The organism is Rhizobium sp. KNZ2-6A, assembly GCF_056755475.1.
Window position 1 is genome coordinate 1 of sequence record NZ_JBNDIC010000036.1, and the last position, 23,031, is coordinate 23,031.

General features: G+C 61.4%; 20 protein-coding genes. 13 read left to right on the forward strand and 7 right to left on the reverse strand.

Going from position 1 to position 23,031, the window contains the following annotated elements; translation table 11 throughout:
- The first annotated feature begins 408 nt into the window (after positions 1-408).
- The gene (locus ACPYOP_RS22405) at positions 409-615 is read left to right on the forward strand and encodes a hypothetical protein (protein ID WP_481412489.1); all 207 of its coding nucleotides are present in this window, start codon (positions 409-411) and stop codon (positions 613-615) included.
- A 65-nt stretch (positions 616-680) separates the two neighbouring features.
- Here the strand turns inward: ACPYOP_RS22405 and ACPYOP_RS22410 are convergent, their stop codons facing one another.
- The gene (locus ACPYOP_RS22410) at positions 681-2,033 is read right to left on the reverse strand and encodes an ATP-binding protein (RefSeq protein WP_481412490.1); all 1,353 of its coding nucleotides are present in this window, start codon (positions 2,031-2,033) and stop codon (positions 681-683) included.
- Positions 2,034-2,036: 3 nt separating this feature from the next.
- Entirely contained in the window at positions 2,037-2,756 is a 720-nt protein-coding gene (locus ACPYOP_RS22415; RefSeq protein ID WP_481412491.1) for a response regulator, read from the reverse strand.
- 363 nt (positions 2,757-3,119) lie between these two features.
- On the opposite strand from ACPYOP_RS22415, the gene ACPYOP_RS22420 reads away from it, so the two are divergent.
- From ACPYOP_RS22420 to ACPYOP_RS22440, 5 genes are all read left to right on the forward strand, one after another.
- Complete coding sequence (locus tag ACPYOP_RS22420) at positions 3,120-3,920, forward strand: pseudouridine synthase (protein WP_481412546.1); 801 nt, start codon at positions 3,120-3,122, stop codon at positions 3,918-3,920.
- A gap of 13 nt (positions 3,921-3,933) precedes the next feature.
- Complete coding sequence (locus ACPYOP_RS22425; protein ID WP_481412492.1) at positions 3,934-4,617, forward strand: phosphoribosyltransferase; 684 nt, start codon at positions 3,934-3,936, stop codon at positions 4,615-4,617.
- A gap of 144 nt (positions 4,618-4,761) precedes the next feature.
- On the forward strand, positions 4,762-5,706 hold the full coding sequence (locus ACPYOP_RS22430; RefSeq protein ID WP_481412547.1) for a phosphoribosylaminoimidazolesuccinocarboxamide synthase: 945 nt from the start codon (positions 4,762-4,764) through the stop codon (positions 5,704-5,706).
- A gap of 351 nt (positions 5,707-6,057) precedes the next feature.
- Positions 6,058-7,509, forward strand: a complete 1,452-nt coding sequence (locus tag ACPYOP_RS22435) for an efflux transporter outer membrane subunit (RefSeq protein WP_481412493.1) — start codon at positions 6,058-6,060, stop codon at positions 7,507-7,509.
- A gap of 934 nt (positions 7,510-8,443) precedes the next feature.
- On the forward strand, positions 8,444-9,262 hold the full coding sequence (locus tag ACPYOP_RS22440; RefSeq protein WP_481412494.1) for an SH3 domain-containing protein: 819 nt from the start codon (positions 8,444-8,446) through the stop codon (positions 9,260-9,262).
- A 227-nt stretch (positions 9,263-9,489) separates the two neighbouring features.
- On the opposite strand, the gene ACPYOP_RS22445 is transcribed toward ACPYOP_RS22440, so the two are convergent.
- The 3 genes from ACPYOP_RS22445 to ACPYOP_RS22455 all read right to left on the reverse strand — a co-directional run bounded on the left by ACPYOP_RS22445 (position 9,490) and on the right by ACPYOP_RS22455 (position 10,337).
- Positions 9,490-9,732: a DUF982 domain-containing protein gene (locus ACPYOP_RS22445; RefSeq protein ID WP_120662521.1), complete on the reverse strand. Its 243-nt coding sequence runs from the start codon at positions 9,730-9,732 to the stop codon at positions 9,490-9,492.
- Positions 9,733-9,947: 215 nt separating this feature from the next.
- Entirely contained in the window at positions 9,948-10,070 is a 123-nt protein-coding gene (locus tag ACPYOP_RS22450; RefSeq protein ID WP_257714005.1) for a hypothetical protein, read from the reverse strand.
- 78 nt (positions 10,071-10,148) lie between these two features.
- Positions 10,149-10,337: a hypothetical protein gene (locus ACPYOP_RS22455; protein WP_481412495.1), complete on the reverse strand. Its 189-nt coding sequence runs from the start codon at positions 10,335-10,337 to the stop codon at positions 10,149-10,151.
- A gap of 352 nt (positions 10,338-10,689) precedes the next feature.
- On the opposite strand from ACPYOP_RS22455, the gene ACPYOP_RS22460 reads away from it, so the two are divergent.
- The 5 genes from ACPYOP_RS22460 to ACPYOP_RS22480 all read left to right on the forward strand — a co-directional run bounded on the left by ACPYOP_RS22460 (position 10,690) and on the right by ACPYOP_RS22480 (position 18,876).
- Positions 10,690-13,071 carry a transglycosylase domain-containing protein gene (locus ACPYOP_RS22460; protein ID WP_481412496.1) on the forward strand — a complete coding sequence of 794 codons (2,382 nt, stop codon included), beginning with the start codon at positions 10,690-10,692 and terminating at the stop codon, positions 13,069-13,071.
- Between the two features lie 293 nt (positions 13,072-13,364).
- On the forward strand, positions 13,365-15,281 hold the full coding sequence (dnaK, locus tag ACPYOP_RS22465) for a molecular chaperone DnaK (protein WP_481412497.1): 1,917 nt from the start codon (positions 13,365-13,367) through the stop codon (positions 15,279-15,281).
- Positions 15,282-15,363: 82 nt separating this feature from the next.
- Entirely contained in the window at positions 15,364-16,509 is a 1,146-nt protein-coding gene (dnaJ, locus tag ACPYOP_RS22470) for a molecular chaperone DnaJ (protein WP_481412498.1), read from the forward strand.
- Positions 16,510-16,827: 318 nt separating this feature from the next.
- Entirely contained in the window at positions 16,828-17,955 is a 1,128-nt protein-coding gene (recF, locus tag ACPYOP_RS22475) for a DNA replication/repair protein RecF (RefSeq protein WP_481412499.1), read from the forward strand.
- 150 nt (positions 17,956-18,105) lie between these two features.
- Positions 18,106-18,876, forward strand: a complete 771-nt coding sequence (locus ACPYOP_RS22480; RefSeq protein WP_481412500.1) for a molybdopterin-synthase adenylyltransferase MoeB — start codon at positions 18,106-18,108, stop codon at positions 18,874-18,876.
- 207 nt (positions 18,877-19,083) lie between these two features.
- Here ACPYOP_RS22480 and murA read toward each other — a convergent pair whose 3' ends face one another.
- Together murA and ACPYOP_RS22490 are read right to left on the reverse strand one after the other, a co-directional pair.
- Entirely contained in the window at positions 19,084-20,397 is a 1,314-nt protein-coding gene (gene murA, locus ACPYOP_RS22485) for a UDP-N-acetylglucosamine 1-carboxyvinyltransferase (RefSeq protein WP_481412501.1), read from the reverse strand.
- Positions 20,398-20,540: 143 nt separating this feature from the next.
- On the reverse strand, positions 20,541-21,542 hold the full coding sequence (locus tag ACPYOP_RS22490) for a 2-hydroxyacid dehydrogenase (RefSeq protein ID WP_481412502.1): 1,002 nt from the start codon (positions 21,540-21,542) through the stop codon (positions 20,541-20,543).
- Positions 21,543-21,732: 190 nt separating this feature from the next.
- Here ACPYOP_RS22490 and ACPYOP_RS22495 point away from each other — a divergent pair, with 190 nt between their 5' ends.
- Together ACPYOP_RS22495 and ACPYOP_RS22500 are read left to right on the forward strand one after the other, a co-directional pair.
- Positions 21,733-22,272 (forward strand): SH3 domain-containing protein, encoded by a 540-nt coding sequence (locus ACPYOP_RS22495; RefSeq protein WP_481412503.1) that lies wholly within the window; start codon positions 21,733-21,735, stop codon positions 22,270-22,272.
- Positions 22,273-22,361: 89 nt separating this feature from the next.
- Complete coding sequence (locus ACPYOP_RS22500; protein WP_481412504.1) at positions 22,362-22,970, forward strand: cadmium resistance transporter; 609 nt, start codon at positions 22,362-22,364, stop codon at positions 22,968-22,970.
- The last annotated feature ends 61 nt before the right edge of the window (positions 22,971-23,031 follow it).

Here is a 23,031-nt window from a genome sequence, read left to right on the forward strand (position 1 = left end):
TCCAGGAAACACTAGAGCGAAAGACTTCGTCGCCAGCAGCGCCGCCGCCCTCGTTCAGTGATCGGGCTTATAGACCCCACACCCGAACCAAGTCAACACTCCCATTGTAAAAATTCTGACATTTTTGTAACTGTCTGATTTGTAAAGGATATTTGTGATGACAGAGAAGGAAGGGGGAAAGTTTTCCTCAGAGGCCTCGAAAAACTTTGTCCAGATGGTCAAAATTTCCATGCCAGGTGCCTTATCGCCAGTTTTTGACGATTAAGCCCCTCTCAAACCCAACCATCACGCTCATCGGAACCGTCGGGCAGCGATACGAACGCGCCGATAGGGCACTGGCGCGCAAGCCTCATAAAAACCGAGATTTTACATGAGCTTTCTGCTATATATTAGAGAAGGGAGGAAACAATGGATACAACAAGACCGGAAAGCATTATCGAAGTCAGTTTCGACAGCGCCAATGGCCGACGCGCGCTCGGCATCATGAGCATGCGCCAAGCATTGGATCTGCCCGACCTGCCGAGCTTTACCTATACGCATCCGGATCCGCTGAAGGCGGCGGCCGGTATCGTGTTGAGCCAGGAAGAGCTCAGGAAATTCTTGACCTGCCACTGAGCGGGCACTGTTCGCACAGCACCTCGATCGCGCATCCGCACGATTGTCAAATAATCGTGCCTATTTCAGGCCGCCTTCCTTTCCATCACCGCCATCGGCAATAGAACAACGGCATTCAGTCCGCCGCCTTCGCGATCCTCGAGGCGGAGCGCGCCGCCATGCGCATCGACAATCTGGCGAACGATCGCAAGGCCCAGACCGCTGCCGCCGAGATCGCGGTTGCGCGATTCTTCCAGCCGCACGAAGGGTTCGAGCACTTCCTTGCGCCGATCCGCCGGAATGCCCGGCCCACGATCCCCCACAATGATGGCGGTTAGATCTCCGCGACGTTCGACGGCGATATCGGCTCGGCAACCGTAGCGCAGCGCATTGTCCATGAGGTTGTCCAGCACGCGCACCAGCGCAGTCTCGGTCATGGTCACCGCGAGCGGCTGCCCGATCGGCGTGAAAACGACAAGACCCTGCCCATCCTGCCGCTCCGCCAGGTGGCCGCAAATGGCTGCATCGAGATCGACAATGGTCTTGCCGTCCGAAACGACGGTGCTGCGGGCAAAGCCCAGAGCATCCTCCACCAGCCGCTGCATGGCTTCGACATCGGCAATTGCCCGATCACGATGCGGTGTGTCGGGCATCATTTCCATGCGCAGGCGGAAGCGGGTGAGATAGGTCCTCAGATCATGCGAGATCGCTCCGAGGATCAGGGTACGATTATTGACCAGGGCGGCGATGCGCAGCTGCATGGCATTGATCGCCTTGATCAGCATGCGCAGCTCGCAGGCTCCCCTTTCCGGAATACGAACCGGCTGCAATCCGTTGCCGATCGAGTTGACGGTACGGGACAAGCGCGTCAAGGGGCGGGTTTCCCGCGCCACTGCGACAATGGCAATGACTGCGACCAGCATGCCGAGGATGCCCGAGATAAGGCCGATGGGAATTCCGCGCAACCGCACGGTCGGCGTCTCGGGAAGATTGAAGACCGCAATCTTCCCGCCGGCAACGCCGATCGACACTTCCATGATCCGGTCGGGCGCACCGACCGAGAACCAGCCCTGCGGTCTTTCCGACAGCGAGCGCATGTTGAAGTAGCGGTTGCCGAAGGCGATATTGGCGAATTCGCGCGCCAGCTTGCCGGTGAGCGTCAGGTCCGAAGTCTCGTTCTTCTCACCGGGTGCCGGCGCATCGGCGAGCCGGATCGCCAGGCCATTGGCATTCAGCGCCCGCACGGCGATCGGCTGCGCCTCGGGCGGAACGGCATCGAGAAGACGGATCGCCGTCTTGACCCGCATGGCCGGCGACAACTCCGGATTGAAGGATGTATCCGGCTTCAGCTGGGCGGCGGCGAAAGCCGCGAGCTGTATGACGAACAATGCCACGGCGACGATCATGATGATGCGGGCGACGAGACCGAGTTTCAGCATGGCTCAGACATCCTTGACGTCCGTGGTGAGGAGATAGCCGGCATTGCGCACGGTGGTGATGATATGGGCGCCATCGGGCAGGCAATGCCCGAGCTTGGTGCGCAGGCGGGAGACCGTGACGTCGATGGTGCGATCGAAGGGATCGGCGCCGCGACCGCGTGTCCAGTCGAGCAATTGCTCGCGCGACAGGACGCGCCGTGGCCGTTCGAGAAAGCAGACGAGCAGATCGAACTCCGCCGTCGTCAGGTGCACGACGCGTTCGCCTTCCATTTCGATGACGCGGCCGTCGAGATCCACCGTCAAGCCGGCGAAACACTTACGGCGCGACGGGATGCTGACCTCTTCCGGCCGTTCCGGCCCGGATCGCCGAAGGATGGCGCGGATGCGCGCCAGAAGCTCGCGCGGATTGAAAGGCTTGCCAAGGTAATCATCAGCGCCCATTTCGAGGCCAAGGATGCGATCGATATCTTCCGTCTTCGCCGTCAACATGAGGATCGGCACCTTGCTGCGGGCGCGAATGCGGCGGCATGCCGACAAACCGTCCTCTCCAGGCAGCATCAGGTCGAGGATGATCAGATCGGGAAAACCCTTGGACAGAATGCGGTCCATGGCGGCGGCGCTGTCGGCCGCCTGCACGGAAAAACCCTCGCGGCTCAGGAACTCCTCCAGGAGCGCCCTAATCTCGCGGTCGTCCTCGACCAGAAGAAGCGATGCGAAAACCATGGCCCTTCCATGCGGGGCGAGAGGTCATTTTGGCAACAGGGAAACGGCCGGCGTTACAAACTGTAACAAATTTCCCGTCTTTTGAAAAATCCCAGCAAAAGAAGCAGTGCAGGTTTTCCGGGCAAGCGCGATCCCTCCGGAGCGAATGGCGGCAGCCTTGCCGCCTACCCGACCCCATCGCCCGCTCCGGCCCGCGGCAGGGCTCGCATCCACGAAATGCGAGCCCTGTCTGCTTTCAGCCCTGCCTACTCCTCGACAATGCGATTTGCGTCGCCGCCGCCGGCATGCGAAAGGATGTCTTTCCTGGGCGGAACGTCCGGCCACAGCAATGAAGACAGCAATGACGATCGTGAGGCAGAGCGGGTGAGCCAGCGGCAATCACCGCAAAGATCCGGCAGACCAGCGAAGCGCGCCCAGGAGCCCGAAGGCAAGCGCGTAACCTTGCCGCGAGCGCTTTCCAAGCTCGGCTACTGCTCCCGCACCCAGGCGGAGGCGCTGATTGCCGCCGGCCGCGTGAGCGTGGACGGCCGGAGGATCGCGGATCCCGCCACCTGGGTCGATCTGGAGCATTCGACATTCGCGGTCGACGGCATGGCAATATCGGCGGAAAAGAAGCTCTATTTCATGCTGAACAAGCCGCGCGGGCTGGTGACCACCCGTGATGACCCCGAAGGGCGGCCGACGGTCTATGATTGCCTCAAAGAGATCGATGCCCGCCATCTTGCCCCGGTCGGGCGGCTGGACAAGGCGAGCGAAGGGCTGCTGCTCTTTACCAATGATACGGTGCTCGCCCAGACACTTCTCGATCCGGTCAGCCATGTCGGCAAGATCTATCACGTGCAGGTCGACCGCATCATGGACCAGGAACAGCTTGCGCGCATGGAGCGCGGCATCATCGACGATGGCGAGCTTTTGACCGCAAGCTCCGCCCGCCTGCTGCGCGCCGGCGACCGCAACGGCTGGATCGAAGTGGAGCTCAAGGAGGGCCGCAACCGCCAGATCCGGCGCATGCTGGAGGCTCTCGGCATCGAATGCCTGCGGCTGGTGCGTGTCGCCTTTGGCGATATCGCGCTCGGCGATCTGCCGAAGGGCGGCGTGCGGGCCTTGACCGAGGCCGAAATCCTTGGGCTGCACCGGCGCGCCGGAATGAAAATCAACAGATAGAAGGCTGCGTGCGATGCTACCCAACGACTTCTGGCAGGAGCTGCATGCGCCCGGCAGCTTCGACCCGATGGAGGCGCGAGCGGATTTCCATGTGGCCGAACTGCCGGACGGACGGCAGCTGCGCCTGCCGATCCGCATGCTTGCCGACGGCGAACACGCGCTGGCATCGCTGATCGTCAATCAGGCGAGCTTCACCGTGCTGGAGGCGCTGGCGACAGCGCTGGCGGCGCGGATCGCGGCTCATGATATCGATGTCGTCGCCGGATTGCCGACGCTCGGCCTGACGCTGGCAGCCGCGGTGGCGCGCGCGCTCGGCCATGCGCGCTATGTGCCGCTCGGAACATCACGTAAGTTCTGGTATCGCGAGGAGCTGTCGGTTGCGCTTTCCTCGATCACCACGCCAAACCAGGAAAAGCGCCTTTATATAGATCCGCGGATGCTGCCGCTGCTGGAAGGAAAGCGCGTGGCGCTTGTCGACGACGTGATCTCCAGTGGCGCCTCGATCGTCTCCGGGCTTTCTCTCCTGACGTCCTGCGGCATCGAGCCTGTCGTGATCGGCGCGGCCATGCTGCAATCCGAGCGCTGGCGCGATCATGTCGATAGGGACGGCAGGCAATGGAGCGAGCGGATTGTCGGTGTCTTTTCCACGCCGATCCTCGAACGAAGCGAAAACGGTTGTTGGCGCCGGCCGTACTGACCGTTTTTCGCCACGGCAACCACGCGATCGGCAACGGATTGCATATTATATATGGGAAAACCGTTCCGCTTCCGGCCGCAATGCGCTAAGGGTCCGCTCAAGAAGCATCCGTCGGGCGGATGCACGAGCCTGTTGGTGGACATGTTGCGAATTCTCTCCGAAGCCCATTTTCCGGAATTGCCCAACTACTATCGCGGCAAGGTGCGCGAGAATTACGATCTGCCCGACGGCAGCCGCATCATCATCAGCACCGACCGGCTCAGCGCCTTCGACCGCATCCTCACCTGCATTCCCTATAAGGGCCAGGTCCTGACGCAAACGGCGCGCTACTGGTTCGAACAGACGCGCGATATCTGCCCGAACCATGTGATCGACTATCCGGACCCGAATGTCGTCGTCGGCAAGCGGCTGAATATTCTCCCCGTCGAAGTCGTCGTCCGCGGCTATCTCGCCGGCACCACCGGCACCTCCATCCTGACGCTCTATAAGAAGGGGCAGCGGAAGATGTATGGAATCACGCTGCCGGACGGCATGCGCGACAACCAGATCCTGCCGGAGCCGATCATCACGCCGACGAGCAAGGAATTCGACGGCGGTCACGACGAGCCCCTGACGCCGACCGAGATCGTCGAGCAGGGGCTTCTGACGCAAGAGCAGTGGCAGACACTGTCGGACTATGCCCTTGCCTTGTTCGCACGCGGGCAGGAGATCGCCCGCAAGCGCGGGCTGATCCTCGTCGACACCAAATATGAATTCGGGACCGACGAAAACGGGACCATCATCCTCGCCGACGAGATCCATACCCCCGACAGCAGCCGCTATTGGCTGGCCGACAGCTATCAGGAGCGCTTCGAAAAGGGCATGCGCCCCGAAAGCTTCGACAAGGACTTCGTGCGCGCCTGGGTCACCGAGCGCTGCGACCCTTACAAGGATGAGATTCCGGAAATCCCGACTGATCTCGTCGAACAGACGTCTAAGGTCTATATCCGCGCCTTCGAAGCGATAACAGGCACGCCTTTCGTGCCTGACGATCACGGCACGACACCGCGCGACCGGGTTCGCGCAAGCCTCGCCCGCTATTTCCCGTAAAAGACCGTCTGCACGGTCGTTTAGCTGAATCGACACGCCGAAACTTCCCGGAAGTTGTGGCGGCGACGGAGTTTTGTGCCGTTCACATCCCTTGATTGCGGATGCGAGGGTATGTTTTTTGCAACACTTCGGATTTTTTTTACCAATAAGCTGATATTTCGCCCGATCCTACATATGTTCGCTCCCGAGAATTCGTAAAAGCCTCTGTGCTATTGCTAAACTCGTTGCTAGATTGACGCCGACCGCTTCGGGTCATTGTTTGTATTGCGTAAGACTGGAGCACCGGTACATGGAGTCATGCTGACTCCGTTAAAGTCACTGATCATGTAAATTGAATTGTGGGACAATGTGATGGTTTCCATTCGTACTGCCGCCCCCGCCCTGCTGCTTATTCTGGCAGGTTGCGTCAGCGGCCCAGACCATAAGCCACCGGAAATGCCTCTGCCGGCCAAATTCTCGGAGGGCGGTACGAAGGTAAACGGCGATATCGCCGGTTCGCAATGGTGGACCGCTTTCAGCGACTCCAAGCTGAATGCCTTCGCCGCACAGGGACTTGGCCAAAACCTCACCATCCAGCAGTCACTGGAGCGCATCAACCAGGCTGAAGCGGCGGTCGTGACCGCGGGCGCTGGCGGCCTGCCGAGCCTGACGGTTACCGGCGACCATACGACCAGCGGCCAGAAGGGCTCGCTGCGCACGCAGACCGAAACGCGGAATATCACCGGTGGTGGCGCCTCGGTTTCGTGGCTGCTCGACCTCTGGGGCCAGTATCGCCGCGCAACGGAAAGCGCCAACGCCTCGCTCGATGCCGCCTACTCCAATGTCGATACTGCACGCCTGACCTATCTGCAGGATCTGGCCAACAGCTATGTCAACGCCCGCTACTACCAAGCGCTGGTGGCGATCGCCCGGGAAAACCTGAAGTCCCGGCGCGACACGCTTTCGCTGACCAAGTTCCAGCTCGAAGCTGGCGCTGCCTCACGCCTCGATGTCGTCCAGGCCGAAGGCCTCGTCAACTCGACGCTTTCAACGATTCCCGGCTTCGAGATCAGCTATCGCCAGGCGGTGCATCACATCGCGACGCTGCTCAACGTGCCTTCGTCCACGATCATCGCGCAGATGCAGGGCGGCGGCAGCCAGCCGGTATTCCGCGGCAGCGTCCGCACCGGTGTTCCCGCCGATCTCATCCGCAATCGTCCAGACATTCGCGCCGCAGAGCGTAATCTTGCCGCTGCTACCGCTCAGATCGGCGTCGCGGAAGCCAAGCTCTTCCCGTCGATCACGCTCAGTGGCGCGATCTCGCCGTCCTATATCCACAGTTCGTCCACGAGCGGCGGCCTCACTAGCTGGTCGTTCGGCCCGGCGCTGAACCTGCCGATCTTCGACGGCGGCACATTGCGCGCCGGCGTCAAGAGCGCGGAATCCTCAAGCCGCGAACAGTACATCGTCTGGCAACAGACGGTGAGGACTGCTGTCCAACAGGTGGAAGACGCCCTGTCGGCCGTCAGCCGCGATGCGCAGACGGTTGCGGCCCTGCACGCCCAGGTCAAGTCCTACCAGGAAGCCCTGCAGCTCTCGACCGCCAGCTATAAGGATGGTGCATCTTCGCTGCTCGACGTTCTGGACGCCCAGCGCAACGTGACCAGCGCTCAGCAGAGCCTTGCACAGGCCGTTCAGACGAGCGCCATCGACTATATCTCGCTGAACGTCGCCATCGGCGCCGGCTACGTTCCTGCCGGCAAGGCAACCGTGGCCGCAGCTCCGGCCAAGGTCGTCAAGGTCGCTGCCAAGAAGGCGAACTGACAAGGTCGCCCGGTCCGCCGGGCACTTTGCCGGAACCAAAAAGCTTGAATCGGAAAACCGCCGCATCCCCTGCGGCGGTTTTTCTTTTGGCGTCGCAGAGATGCTGACGCTCCAGAGCATTTCCGCGTTTCTTTGAATCCCGAAAACGCTCTATGCTCTTGTTTTTACGCATTCCGGACGGAAAACCGCTGCGCACTTTTCCTGGAAATGCTCCAGTGCCTAAACTGAAAATGGCGCGCCCCGCTTCCGCAAGAGCACGCCATCGCTAGAGCACTTTCCGCTTTTCTTCGAATCGCGAAAACGCCCTATCTTATTGTTTTGCTACGCATTCCGGACGGAAAACCGCTGCGCACTTTTCCTGGAATTGCTCTAAAAACAAAAAGGCCGGAATGACCCGGCCTTTCGCCATCCGCTATCGCATCAGTGCCAGTACATCCGTGGTCAAAGGCAACGCGGAACTGCAGCCAGATTGATCATGAAAGGTTAACCGAAGGTCAACTTCGCTTCCAAGACCACGATGAACGGAAACGGCTCGCTTTGAAGCGCGCCAGCCGCCATCGGCTGCATGACTGAGCCTGATATCGGTGGGCAAGGTGGCAATTTCAAGGCCGCATTTCACTTTCTTCGATCGATCTTTCCAGTGACCGCCGCCGATGACACCAAGATCTTGAGCCGCAACCAGGCCATATCAACGAATCCGGCAGATTTTCCGGCTGCCGCGCGCCATCGTTCAAGCTGCATTCATGCGAATACTTCTAAAACACATGTAAAGATTGAAGGCTTGCCGTGGAGTCCTATCAGATTCCGTGCATGCGAAGGCTTTTATCTTGCTGGATTTGGAAAGTCTTACCGAATAGCGCCGGGGTAGGCGCATGACATGCGGAAGACATTCGTTGGCGGTTTCGCGACGACGGTGCGCAAAGGGAGAGTATTCATGAGGTTCAAGGTTCTTGCCGCAAGCTTGCTGGCCGCTTTCGTTGCGCTGCCGGCCATTGCGGAAGCCGCGGAGGGCTTTGCCACCGCAAACGTCAACATGCGGTCAGGTCCGAGCACCGCCTATCCGGCGGTGACGATGATCCCGGTCGGAGCGCCGCTGCAGATCAACGGCTGCCTCAACGAGACGCCCTGGTGCGATGTCTCGTTCTATGGCGGTCGCGGATGGGTCGCCGGCCGCTATATCCAGGCCACCTATCAATCACGCCGCATCTATGTCGGCCCGCAATATTATCGACCGCTCGGCATTCCGACGGTGGTTTTCAACTTCGATGATTACTGGGGTCGCTATTATCGCGGCCGCGACTTCTATCGTGACCGCGACCGTTGGCGGCGCGGCCCCGGCTGGGTCGATCGCCGGCCCGACCGCGGCTGGGATCGCAATCCTCCGGGTTGGGATCGCGGATCGAACTGGGATAACGAGCCGGACCGTAACTGGGACCGCCGTCCCGATCGCAACTGGGATCGGCAGCGCGACGACAATCGTAACTGGGGCCGGCGGCGGCCTGATAATAACCAGGACTGGGATAACCAGCCGGATCGCCCGCGCGACAACAACCGTCCTCGCCCGGAACCCCAACGGCAGCAGGCTCAGCCGCAACCTCAGCCTCAGCCGCAGCCACAACCTCAGGCGCAGCCGCAGCCGCAGAACAATCCGCGACAGGATACGCGTCAGCCGGGACCCTATAGCCCGGATCATAAAGATTGTCCGGCCTCGGAACCGGATTGCCGCATGTCTGTAAGGGGTTCAAACCGCTAACAGCGCCTTGAAGATTCCGCAAAATCAAAGCCAGCGATCTTGGAGATCGCTGGCGTTTTTGATGCGCTATACGCCGAGGAGTGGCAATTGCCGACGCGCGACCCGCATCCGAACAGATGCTCGGACAAGCGGCATTCAAACGGAAATATCTTGAACGGAATCTTTGGCGCGCCTCTATCGGCTCGCAAGGCTCGAACGAGCAAACGGCTTGAAAATGCCGACCGGTTTCAGTGCATCTTCAGATGCGCTTCACGCGTCGCCGAGATGAACATTTCCCGCGCCTCTTCGGCGGACTTGCGACCGTCGATGGCGGCCCGGCAAAGGCTTCTTGCTGCAACATACAAGGGACCGCGCCGATCGGGCCAAAGATCGGCCATGCAATTCAATGCATCGGAAGGACCGGTCACTACCTGGAAACTACCATGAGCAAAACCGACTTCAATGGGATTGCTCCATTTAACGTGCCGCATGAATACTCCTCCTCACGCGCTGCCAATTACTTGGAACCGTCTTCCACGACGGCCACATGACAGTACTATAACCCTGATCAGAACTTTCGAAAATATGAAAGATTTCGAGCTTGCCGCGACATATCGGGCCTGTCTGATCGGGCAAGTACGGCTCGGATGACATGCCCGGGCTCAAGCTTTCCCGAGGGAACGGTCATCGATGCATCGCATACGATTTATTTCTCACGGGCGATGCGCCTTGCCTCGTCCGGGGAAAACCCTGCCCGGCGGGCGAGCCGCTCCAGGCCGAATATCCGGTCGATCTGATCGACCAACCATAGTTCGAAACGTTTCCACATTGGCGCAGCCTCCTCCACTGCCAACCCTGCGGTCGTAGCGGCCCACGATGTCCATCGCGCCCAGTCTGCCAATTCCTTTCAGCGAAATTGCGGCGGCCTCTGGGCGTTGGAGAGCAGTTCCTGCTTTGTCGCAAAGTCGCCGAACAGCTTCTTCAGCCGGGCTTCCTCCTCCTTGCAAAGCCGGTGGCGGCGGGCAAAATCCTGGACACTCCAGACTTCCCGCAATCTGCTCCTGTCGACTTCCTCTACTTTGATCAATGAACTCATGTGCTCGCCCTCTTTGTTCTTGTCATTTGTTAATGCCTAAAAGGGCGAAAAGTTCCCTCAACGGCCCGCCGCCCAGGGGGCCGGAGCCGGCCCGCCGGCTCGGGTTGGAATTGTTCTTAATCCCTCCTTAAATCGCCGCATTTACAGTTCAGGCGGGATTTGATGTCTTCACGAGGGTTCGTGAACAAATGGCGGGTAGCCCCTCGACAGCCGATATCGGCTCTCGGGCGATGCGCCCGGCTTAAAGCGCGGCCGAACGGGCGCAAGGATTTCTGCCGCAGCTGCGATCAACCTTATAGAAGACATAGGAATACTGGGGAAATAATGGGCACCGAGGTACGACCGGCCGGCAATGGCAGATAAGAAGAAATCACGCCAGAGAATAGAACCATCCTTTTCCAGCGGCCGGGAACGCATCGATGACGGATTCAATGCCGGCGAGCGCATCGTCGGCAGCAGGCGCTCGGCCAAGACATATTACCAGGAGCCGGAACCGGACGAGGAAGAAGATGAGGACGACGAGGACGAACCCGTGGTCCAAAGGCCTCGCCGCGCCCGCAGCCGCCGCAAACCCGCGCGGCGCGCGCGTCCGCGACGCGGCTTCTTCGGCTTTATCCGGTCCACGATCTATTGGGGTCTGGTGCTTTGCCTCTGGGCCGGCATCGGCCTTGCGGGCCTTGTCGCCTATTACGGCTCGCGCATGCCGAGCGCCAGCACCTGGTCGATCCCCGAGCGGCCGCCGAACGTAAAGATCAACGATCTCGACGGCACCCTGCTCGCCAATCGCGGCACCACGGGCGGCGAAGCCGTGGCGCTTGGAGACATGTCGCCCTACATACCGGAGGCGATCGTCGCCATCGAGGACCGTCGCTTCTATTCCCACTTCGGCTTCGACCCGATCGGCCTTGGCCGCGCGGTCGTGACGAACGTCCTGACCGGGCACGCCGTCCAAGGCGGCTCGACGCTGACGCAGCAGCTCGCCAAGAACCTGTTCCTATCCCCGGACCGCACACTGGAGCGCAAGGTGCAGGAAGTACTGCTGGCGCTGTGGCTGGAGCACAAGTACACCAAGGACCAGATCCTGACGATGTACCTGAACCGCGTCTATTTCGGCTCCAACGCCTATGGCGTCGAGGCGGCCTCGCGGCGCTACTTCAACAAGTCGGCGAAGGACGTGAACCTCGGCGAAGCGGCGATGCTCGCCGGCCTCGTCAAGGCGCCTTCGCGGCTGTCGCCTGCCCGCGATCCCGCCGCCGCCGAGGCCCGCGCGCAGCTGGTGCTGCAAGCCATGCATGATCAGGGCTTCATCTCCGAGGCCGACATCAAGACCGCCATGTCGCAGCCGCCGACCCGGTCGAAAAGCTATTGGACGGGCGCCGAGAACTATGTCGCCGACATGGTCATGGACCAGCTTCCGAAGCTGATCGGCGGCGACATCAAGGAAGACCTGATCGTCGACACCACGCTCGACATGTCGCTGGAGGAGAAGGCCGAGAAGGCGCTGGAAGACGTGCTTGCCAAGGACGGCAAGAAACTGAGCGCCTCGCAGGCTTCGCTCGTCTCCGTCGACGCGACGGGCGCGATCCGCGCGCTGGTCGGCGGCCGGGACTATGCGCAGAGCCAGTTCAACCGCGCCGTGACGGCCAAGCGCCAGCCGGGCTCGGCCTTCAAACCGTTCGTCTATACCGCTGCGCTGGAAGCCGGCCTGACGCCCAACTCGATCCGCAACGACATGCCGGTCAAGATCGGCAATTGGGCGCCCGAGAACTACGAACAGCGCTATAGCGGCCCGGTGACGCTCGCCACCGCGGTGGCCCACTCGTTGAATACGGTCGCAGCCCAGCTCGTCGCCGAGGTCGGGCCGGATCAGGTCATCAAGGTCGCCCGCAGGCTCGGCATCGAATCGGACCTACAGGCCAATGCCTCGATCGCGCTTGGCACGTCCGAAGTGTCGCTGCTGGAACTGACTTCCGCCTATGCCACCTTCATGAACGGCGGCTTCAAGGTGGCGCCGCATGTCATCACCAAGGTGACGACCGCTTCCGGCAAGGTGCTCTACCAGGCCAATACCGATAATCCAGAGCGGGTGCTGAACCCGGATATCGTTGCCAACATGAACGCCATGATGGCCGGCGTCATCGCCTACGGCACCGGCAAGGCGGCGCGCCTTCCCGGCTGGCAGGCGGCCGGCAAGTCGGGAACGACGCAATCCTTCCGCGACGCGCTGTTCGTCGGCTTCACCAGTCATCTGACCACGGGCGTCTGGTTCGGCAATGACGACGGCAAATCGATGCGCAAGGTCACCGGTGGCGGGCTGCCGGCCAAGGCATGGAAGGAATTCATGGTCGCCGCCCACAAGGGCATCACGCCGACGACGATCTTCGGCGGCGGCCAGATCATCGACAACGGCCCGCCGATGGCGCAGGCGCCGAATGGCGACCAGCCGACGACGATCGGCAGTATCATCTCGGGCGTTGCCGACGGCGGACAGGGCGTGCAGCAGCCGACACTGCAGCAGAGGCCGGTCCAGCCGCAGACCGTCAACCAGACCGCGATCAATGAAGACGTACAGGACCTGCCACCGGCAAACCTCGCGGACGATACCAATCCCTACAGTTCCAACCCTTATGACAGCGGCGATATCCCGCCCGCGGATATCGGCGACAGCGGCGCTCCGGTCGCAACGGCGCGGCCGCATCGCTCCTCGCTGCTCGACGTCATCCTCGGCCGATAAAATCGCAATTTTGCACCTTGCCGCTTGCATGGCCGCTGCAAGGCTGCTCTGATACGCGGTCGCGTCAAATCCACGTGTCCTCGGCGCACATGGGGCTGAATGGAAATTGCGCGACAAACCATTTGTTTTGCTGGATTTCGGGCAATTTCCTGCCTTGCAGTCAGTAAAACCGCTACTTATATACGCGGCATCACCGCAGTCATGGCTGCGCAATCCTCAAGACCATCCCGTAAGGGGCTGTCAATGGAATGCCTGACAGGGGTTCCGACAGCTTGCTTCAAGGAGAGAATGACATGGCAAAAGTAATTGGTATCGACCTTGGAACTACGAATTCCTGCGTCGCCGTCATGGACGGCAAGGACGCGAAAGTGATCGAAAATGCCGAAGGCGCCCGCACCACCCCCTCGATGGTTGCCTTCACCGACGACGGCGAACGTCTCGTCGGCCAGCCGGCCAAGCGCCAGGCTGTCACCAACCCCACCAATACCCTCTTCGCTGTCAAGCGCCTGATCGGCCGCCGCTACGAAGATCCGACCGTCGAGAAGGACAAGCACCTTGTTCCTTTCACGATCGTCAAGGGCGATAATGGCGATGCTTGGGTAGAAGCGCAGGGCAAAGGCTATTCGCCCGCACAAGTTTCCGCAATGATCCTTCAGAAGATGAAGGAAACCGCCGAATCCTATCTCGGCGAAAAGGTCGAAAAGGCCGTCATCACCGTTCCCGCATACTTCAACGACGCGCAGCGCCAGGCAACCAAGGATGCCGGCAAGATCGCCGGTCTCGAAGTTCTGCGCATCATTAACGAGCCGACGGCCGCAGCTCTTGCCTACGGTCTCGACAAAAAGGACGGCAAGACCATCGCCGTTTACGACCTTGGCGGCGGCACCTTCGATATCTCCATCCTGGAAATCGGCGACGGCGTCTTCGAAGTGAAGTCGACCAACGGCGATACCTTCCTCGGCGGTGAAGACTTCGACATGCGTCTCGTCGAATACCTCGTTGCCGAGTTCAAGAAGGACAACGGCATCGACCTCAAGGGCGACAAGCTCGCTCTGCAGCGCCTGAAGGAAGCTGCCGAAAAGGCCAAGATCGAACTCTCCTCTTCGCAGCAGACCGAAATCAACCTGCCCTTCATCACGGCAGACGCGACCGGCCCGAAGCACCTGACGCTGAAGCTGACCCGCGCCAAGCTGGAAAGCCTGGTCGACGATCTCGTTCAGCGCACCATCGCGCCTTGCAAGGCAGCGCTCAAGGATGCCGGCGTCACCGCCGCTGAAATCGACGAAGTCGTTCTCGTCGGTGGCATGAGCCGCATGCCGAAGGTTCAGGAAGTCGTCAAGCAGCTGTTCGGCAAGGAGCCGCACAAGGGCGTCAATCCGGATGAAGTCGTGGCGCTCGGCGCCGCGATCCAGGCCGGCGTCCTGCAGGGCGACGTCAAGGACGTTCTGCTCCTCGACGTGACCCCGCTGTCTCTCGGCATCGAAACGCTGGGCGGCGTCTTTACCCGTCTGATCGAACGCAACACGACGATCCCGACGAAGAAGTCGCAGACCTTCTCGACTGCCGACGACAACCAGTCGGCCGTGACCATCCGCGTTTCGCAGGGCGAGCGCGAAATGGCTGCCGACAACAAGCTGCTCGGCCAGTTCGACCTCGTCGGCCTGCCGCCGGCACCGCGCGGCGTGCCGCAGATCGAAGTCACCTTCGATATCGACGCCAACGGCATCGTCCAGGTTTCGGCCAAGGACAAGGGTACCGGCAAGGAACAGCAGATCCGCATCCAGGCTTCCGGCGGTCTTTCCGACGCCGACATCGAAAAGATGGTCAAGGATGCAGAGGCCCATGCTGCCGACGACAAGAAGCGTCGCGAAGGCGTCGAAGCCAAGAACCAGGCTGAGAGCCTGATCCACTCCAGCGAGAAGTCGCTGAAGGATTACGGCGACAAGGTCACGGAAGCCGATCGCACCGCGATCTCCGACGCGATCGCAGCGCTCAAGACGGCAACCGAAGCTTCCGAGCCGGACGCCGAAGACATCAAGGCCAAGACCCAGACGCTCATGGAAGTTTCCATGAAGCTCGGCCAGGCAATCTATGAAGCCCAGCAGGCGGAAGCTCCTTCGGCCGATGCCTCCGCAGCCGGCAAGGACGATGTCGTCGATGCCGACTACGAGGAAATCAAGGACGAAGACGACCGCAAGCGGTCTGCATAAGCGCGAACCGAAAGGTTCTAGGAGACTTAAATCCGGCTGCCTTCGGGGCAGCCGGAAATCCATTTCCGGGGTCTAGTCCTTAATGGCAAAAGCGGATTTTTACGAGACATTGGGCGTCTCAAAAACAGCGGACGAGAAAGAGCTGAAGAGCGCCTTTCGCAAGCTGGCGATGCAATTTCATCCGGACAAGAACCCGGACGACAGCAATGCCGAGCGGAAGTTCAAGGAAATCAACGAAGCCTACGAAACGCTCAAGGATCCGCAAAAGCGCGCAGCCTATGACCGCTATGGCCACGCAGCCTTCGAACATGGCGGCATGGGCGGTGGCGGCGGCTTCGGGGCCGGTTTCGGCGGCGGTGGCTTCTCCGATATTTTCGAGGATATTTTCGGCGAGATGATGGGTGGCGGCCGCTCGCGGGCGCGCTCTTCCGGCGGTCGCGAGCGCGGCGCCGATCTCCGCTACAATATGGAAATCTCGCTGGAGGAAGCTTTCAGCGGCAAGACGGCGCAGATCCGGGTACCGACGTCGATCACCTGCGATGTCTGTTCCGGCTCGGGCGCCAAGCCCGGCACGCAGCCGAAGACCTGCGGCACCTGCCAGGGTTCCGGGCGCGTTCGCGCTGCGCAGGGCTTCTTCTCCGTCGAGCGCACCTGCCCGACCTGCCATGGCCGCGGCCAGATCATTCCCGATCCCTGCACCAAGTGTCATGGGCAGGGCCGCGTGACAGAGGAGCGTTCGCTCTCCGTCAACATTCCCTCGGGCATCGAAGACGGCACGCGCATTCGCCTGCAGGGCGAAGGCGAAGCCGGCACGCGTGGCGGACCCGCAGGCGATCTCTACATCTTCCTCTCCGTCAAACCGCATGAATTCTTCCAGCGGGATGGCGCCGATCTCTATTGCGCGGTGCCGATTTCGATGACGACGGCGGCGCTCGGCGGCACCTTCGATGTCGCGACGCTCGACGGCACCAAATCACGCGTCACCGTTCCCGAGGGGACGCAGGTCGGCAAACAGTTCCGCCTGAAGGGCAAGGGCATGCCGGTGCTGCGTTCCAGCCAGGTCGGCGATCTCTATATCCAGATCCAGATCGAGACGCCGCAGAAGCTGACAAAGCGCCAGCGCGAGCTGCTGCAGGAATTCGAGCAGATCTCTTCGAAGGACAACAATCCCGAATCGACGGGCTTCTTCGCCCGCATGAAGGATTTCTTTGATACGTTCAGCGACTGAAGCCGCGAATCAAAAGTGTTTCACATGAATCCGGCCGAATCATCGGCCGGATTTTTTGTTTTGGTACGCGAATCACCCGCCCTCGTGATTCGAGACGGCCCGATGGGCCTCCTCACCATCAGGGCTCATCCCCTCGCCTTGCCCGTAACTTTCCCAGGCCTGTGGCTCACTCCACCCTCATCCTGAGCCCGTCGAAGGACGAGGGTGGCCTCTCAACTCGCCCCAATCCGCCTTGCGCCCATAGCCATCGGCAAAAACCTTGCACTTGGGCGGGGTTCGGCATACCCCTCGCCCATCGACCAAGATTCCGAAAGACCGATGCCGAACAAGGTTTTCATCTCGCGCCTGAAGCTCTCAGACTTCCGCAATTATGCGGCGGCGACGCTGACGCTTGACGAGCGGCATGTGGTGCTGACCGGTGACAATGGCGCGGGCAAGACCAATCTCATGGAGGCGGTGTCGCTGCTGTCGCCCGGCCGCGGGCTGCGCCGCGCCGCCTATGCCGATGTCACCCGGGTCAACGCGCCGGGCGGATTTTCGATCTTCGCCGAGCTCGAAGGCATGGAGGGTGCCGTCGAAATCGGCACCGGCATCGATGCGACCGACGAATCAGCCGCGCGCCGGCTCAAAATCAACGGCACGCCGGCCAAGACCGTCGACGAACTGACCGATCATTTGCGCGTTCTCTGGCTAACGCCGGCCATGGACGGCCTGTTTACCGGCGGTTCCTCCGAGCGCCGCCGTTTCCTCGACCGGCTGGTGCTTTCGCTCGATCCCGCCCATGGACGCCGCGCCAGCGATTTCGAGCGTGCCATGCGCAGCCGGAACAAGCTGCTGTCCGAAAGCCGGTTCGATCCATCCTGGCTTGCCGGCGTCGAGGAGCAGATGGCAAGCCTCGGCATCGCCATGGCGATCGCGCGCCAGGAAATGCTCGGCCTTCTCTCGCGGCTGATCGCCGAAACGCGCGAGACGACGCCGTTCCCCTCGGCGACACTGGAGCTTTCCGGCTTCCTCGACGGACAGTTCGATCGGCCGGCCGTCGATCTGGAGGATGCCTATGCCGATATGCTGCGCGAAGGGCGTTATCGCGACGCCGCCGCCGGCCGCACGCTGGACGGGCCGCACCGGGCCGACCTTCTGGTGCGGCATCGCGAAAAGGACATGGAGGCGGAACGCTGCTCGACGGGCGAGCAGAAAGCCCTACTCGTCGGCCTTATCCTTGCCCATGCGCGTCTTGTCGGCAATCTCACTGGCTATGCGCCGATCCTGCTGCTCGATGAGATCGCCGCGCATCTCGACGAGGGACGGCGCGCAGCACTCTTCGATCTCATCGATGGGCTCGGCGGCCAGGCCTTCATGACCGGCACTGACAGGTCGATGTTCTCGGCCCTTGGCGAGCGCGCGCAATTCTTTACCGTGGCGCATGGCGGCATTACGAAATCCTAGAGCATGATGCCGAAAAGCGTGAGCGGTTTTCGGACGACATCATGCTCTACTTATTTGATTGTAGAGCCGGATTCAGATTTTAGGTCGAATAGACCTAAAATCATCCGGTTCTAGCGCCTCCTTCGCCGCGATTGTGATAGACTCGCGCCTATGGACCCTTTGACCTCAGACGAAATCGCCCGCTATCACCGCCATATCCTTCTGCCGGAGGTCGGCGGCGCCGGTCAGCAAAAATTGAAGGCGGCCCGGGTGCTTGTCATCGGCGCCGGCGGCCTTGGCGCGCCGGTGCTGCAATATCTCGCTGCCGCCGGCGTCGGCACGCTCGGCATTGCCGATGACGACCGCGTTTCGCTTTCGAACCTGCAGCGGCAAGTGATTCACGACACGGGCACGATCGGCGAGATGAAGACGCAGAGTGCGGCCGACGCGATCGCGAGGCTGAACCCGCATGTGCGCACCATCCGCTTCGAGGAGCGGTTCAGCCCCGATACGGCCGCACGGCATCTTGCGGGTTTTGACATCGTCATCGACGGCTCCGACAATTTCGATACGCGTTATGCAGCGGCCGATGCGACAGAGGCGGCGCGCCTGCCGCTGGTGACCGGTGCTGTCGGTCGCTTCGACGGATCCGTGACCACCTTGAAGCCTTACGAAAGCGATGCTGACGGCAACCTCAATCCGCGCTATCGCGATCTGTTTCCCGCCCCACCGCCGGAAGGCCTGATCCCGAGTTGTGCGGAAGCAGGTATCATCGGCGCCTTGACCGGCGTCATCGGTACGCTGATGGCGATGGAGGCGATCAAGCTCATCACTGGCATCGGCGAGCCCCTGATCGGCCGCCTGCTGCTCTATGACGGCTTGGCGGCAAGGTTTGAAACCATCCGGTACAAGCGCAGGAAAGCGCGGATCGCTGCGGAGTGACGCGCTTCGATCGGCGTTGCCGGCCCGCCCTTGTGGTTCGAGGGCGCTTGCGCGCCACCTCACCCTGAGGGCTGCCTATTCTGCCGCCAAAGAGCAGCAAGCCCTACCGAAAACCGAGCCTGCTCCACCTCATCCTGAGGTGCGGAGCTCGAAGAGCGAAGCCTCGAAGGGCGAGGTGGCCACCGCTGCCCACCCGTCCTCGAAAAATCAGCTCTCGCGGGGCGGGATGCGGGTGATGCGGGCGCCCATGGCATTCAGCCTTTCTTCGATGCGCTCATAGCCGCGCTCGATCTGCTGGGCATTGTTGATGACGCTGGTGCCCTCGGCGCACATCGCCGCGATCAGCATCGCCATGCCGGCGCGGATATCGGGGCTTTCGAGCTGGGCGGCGCGCAGCTTCGAGGGGCCGGCGACGATGGCGCGATGCGGGTCGCACAGCACGATGCGGGCGCCCATGGCGATCAGCTTGTCGACGAAGAACATGCGGCTTTCGAACATTTTTTCGAACATCAGCACGACGCCGTCGCATTGCGACGCGGTGACGATGGCGATCGACATGGTATCGGCAGGGAAGGCCGGCCAGGGCTGATCCTCGATCTTCGGAATATGACCGCCGAAATCAGGCTGGATCTTCATTTCCTGACCAGAGGGAATGACCAAATCGTCACCTTCGATGCGGCAGCGGATGCCGAGACGCTCGAAGGTCATCAGGGTCGAGCGCAGATGCTCGACGCCAGCACGGCGGATGGTGATTTCCGAACCGGTGACGGCGGCAAGGCCGATCAGCGATCCGACCTCATTGTGATCCGGGCCGATCCGGTGCGTGACAGCGCCGAGCGGATGGCCACCATGGATGGTCATCATATTAGTGCCGACGCCCTCGATTCGAGCGCCCATGGCAATCAAGAACCGCGCGAGATCCTGTACATGCGGCTCGGAGGCGCAATTGCGCAGGATAGTCGTCCCCTCGGCGAAAACCGCAGCGCAAAGCGCATTTTCCGTCGCCGTCACAGATGGCTCGTCCAGGAAAACATCGGCACCGCGCAGCCCTTCCGTGCGGAAGCTGTAGACGCTGTTGACTTCGATCCTGGTACCGAGCTGTTCCAGCGCCAGGAAATGCGTATCGACGCGCCGGCGGCCGATGACGTCGCCGCCGGGCGGCGGCAAGGTGATCTCGCCGCAACGCGCCAGCATCGGACCGGCAAGCAGGATGGAAGCACGGATGCGGGCGCAGAGATCGGGATCGAGATTGGCGGGGCGAAGCTCCCGCGCCTCGATTTCGAGCTCGTTGCGACCGAGCCAGCGCACCCTGGCGCCGACCGACTGGATCAGCTCCACCAGCGCCTCGACATCGCGGATGCGCGGCACGTTGCTGAGCTCGACGCGTTGATCGGTCAAAAGCGAGGCGGCGATGATCGGCAATGCGGCATTCTTGTTGCCGCTCGGTTCGATCTCGCCCGACAGCTTGAAGCCGCCCTCGACCACATATTGAATCCGCTCATGCGGCAGCGCCCGCGCCATCGTTTCCGCCCTTCCTGATTTGTGTTTGCCGACACCTCTGAGCCGGCTTTGTGACATGCACATGACCGACCGGAGGCAAGAAAGATCGAATTTGAAGCCGACACTATCGGCTTCGTTTTGGCCGGAGAATCAGAGCGATTCGCTTATCGGAACGGCAGCACGCGGTTGGGTGGGCGATGGCCGTCGATGAAGGTGCGGATGTTGATGATGACCTTGTCGCCCATGTCGATGCGGCCCTCGAGCGTGGCCGAACTCATATGCGGCAGGATCACCACCTTGCCCTCATTGGCGAGCTTCACCAGCTTCGGATTGACTGATGGTTCGTTCTCGAACACATCGAGCCCCGCGCCGGCGATCTTCCCCTCGCGCAGGATCTTGATCAGCGCCGTTTCGTCGATGACATCGCCGCGCGCGGTGTTGACGATGTAGCTCGTCGGCTGCAGCAGCGCCAGGCGGCGGGCCGAGATCAGATGATAGGTGGCCGGTGTCGAGGGGCAATTGACCGAAACGATATCGACGCGGGCCAGCATCTGGTCGAGGCTGTCCCAATAGGTCGCCTCCAGCTCGTCCTCCGTCGCCGGATTGACGCGCTTGCGGTTGTGATAGTGGATCGAAAGGCCGAAGGCCTTGGCGCGGCGGGCAACGGCGGTGCCGATGCGCCCCATGCCGACGATGCCGATACGCTTGCCGTGAATGCGGCGGCCGAGCATCCAGGTGGGCGACCATCCGGCCCATTCGCCGGGGCTGTCGGTCAGCACGCGCGCACCTTCCGCCAGCCGCCGGGGCACGGCGAGAATAAGTGCCATGGTCATGTCGGCGGTGTCTTCGGTCAGCACATTCGGCGTGTTGGTCACGGTGATGCCGCGGCGGGCGGCGGCTTCGACATCGATATGATCCGTGCCGTTGGAGAAGCTGGCGATCAGCTTCATCTGCGGGCCGGCCTCGTCGATCACCTCCGCGTCGATGCGGTCGGTGACTGTCGGCACCAGCACATCGGCCGACCGGACGGCCTGGATCAATTCGTCCTTGGTGCGCGGGCGATCGTCGATATTGAGTTCGGCATCGAAGAGTTCGCGCATCCGCGTCTCCACCGCATCCGGCAGTTTGCGCGTGACGTAGACCTTCGGTTTTTTCTTCGTGGTCATGGAGAGCGGCGACGCCTTGTTCAGATGTTCTTAACCAAGAAGCGGGATAATTTTCCCGTTCCGGGCATTTCTACCAGACCCGCAGGCGAAGACAAACAAAACTCGCTGACGCGATCCGGGGATTTGCCGCTCACCGGAGCGAAAGGTTGCCGGAACGGCGCCTTTGTCATGACGAACGAACGGAATCCCCATGCGTGGCAAAGTATTGAAGTCCTGCGCCATTTTCGCAATCGGCCTGTTGATGGCCGCTGCTTCAACGGATCTTGCCGCCGCCCAGGCCGCTAAGGGGCCTAGCGGATTGCCGCTGCCGCGATTCGTCACGCTGAAGTCGAAGCGGGTCAATCTGCGCATCGGTCCGAGCGCCGACTATGCAGTGTCGTGGCTCTACCTCAAGCAGGGGCTGCCGGTCGAAATCATCCAGGAATATGATAATTGGCGGCGCGTGCGCGATGCCGACGGCACGGAGGGCTGGGTCAACCAGTCGCTGCTGTCGGGCCAGCGCTCGGCGATTGCCGCACCGTGGATGAAGGGCAAGGGCAAGGCCGTCTTCGTCAATATGCGCCGCGAATCCCAGCCATCCGCCTCCGTCATCGCCAAGCTTCAGCCCGGCGTGATGATGAACATTCGCGAATGCACCGGCGACTGGTGCCATGTCTCCGCCGACGGCACCGAGGGCTGGGTGGCTCAATCCGAGATCTGGGGCGCTTACCCCGGTGAGGCCTTCAAGTAACCAAACCCGCACCGTTCCACGATGAATGCAGCCACGCGATTTTCCCGGCGCAGTGATATACCCGGTATCGCAAAGAGAGAGCGGCGATCTTGGGTTATGCACTTGGTGTTTTCGGCGTTGCCATCGCCACGTTCGTGTCGACGAACATAGACGACATCTTCGTTCTTCTCGGCTTCTTTTCCGATCCCAAATTCCGGTTGAGGCAGATCGTCATCGGCCAATATCTCGGCATTGGCGCGCTCTATGGCTTCAGCGCCGTCGCCTCGCTGCTCGTCCTCGTCATTCCCGCCGCCTATATCGGCCTGCTCGGCCTTGCTCCGATCTATTTCGGCCTGAGGCGATTGTGGGAGAACTGCAACGGCATCGAGACGGGGGGCGATGCGGAAGATCACCAGAAAGCTTCAGCCGGGCACGGCAACATCGCGGCCGTCGCGCTCATTACGATCGCCAATGGCGGCGACAATATCAGCATCTATACGCCGCTCTTCGCCACCCGCTCCGCTTACGAGATCCTGACCATCGGCTGCATCTTCGCAGTGCTGACGGCGGTTTGGCTGGGCGCGGCCCACTCCCTCGTCAATCATCCGAAGCTCGGCGCGCCGATCAGGCGACACGGACACAGGGTCGTGCCGTTCGTGCTGATCGCGCTTGGTATCCTCATCCTGTATGAGGCGGGAACCGCGACGCTCTTTTGGTGATGGCCTAATTCGGCCGCTTCATAATAAAAGCCGCCCCAGCGATCTGCTGAAGGCGGCTTTC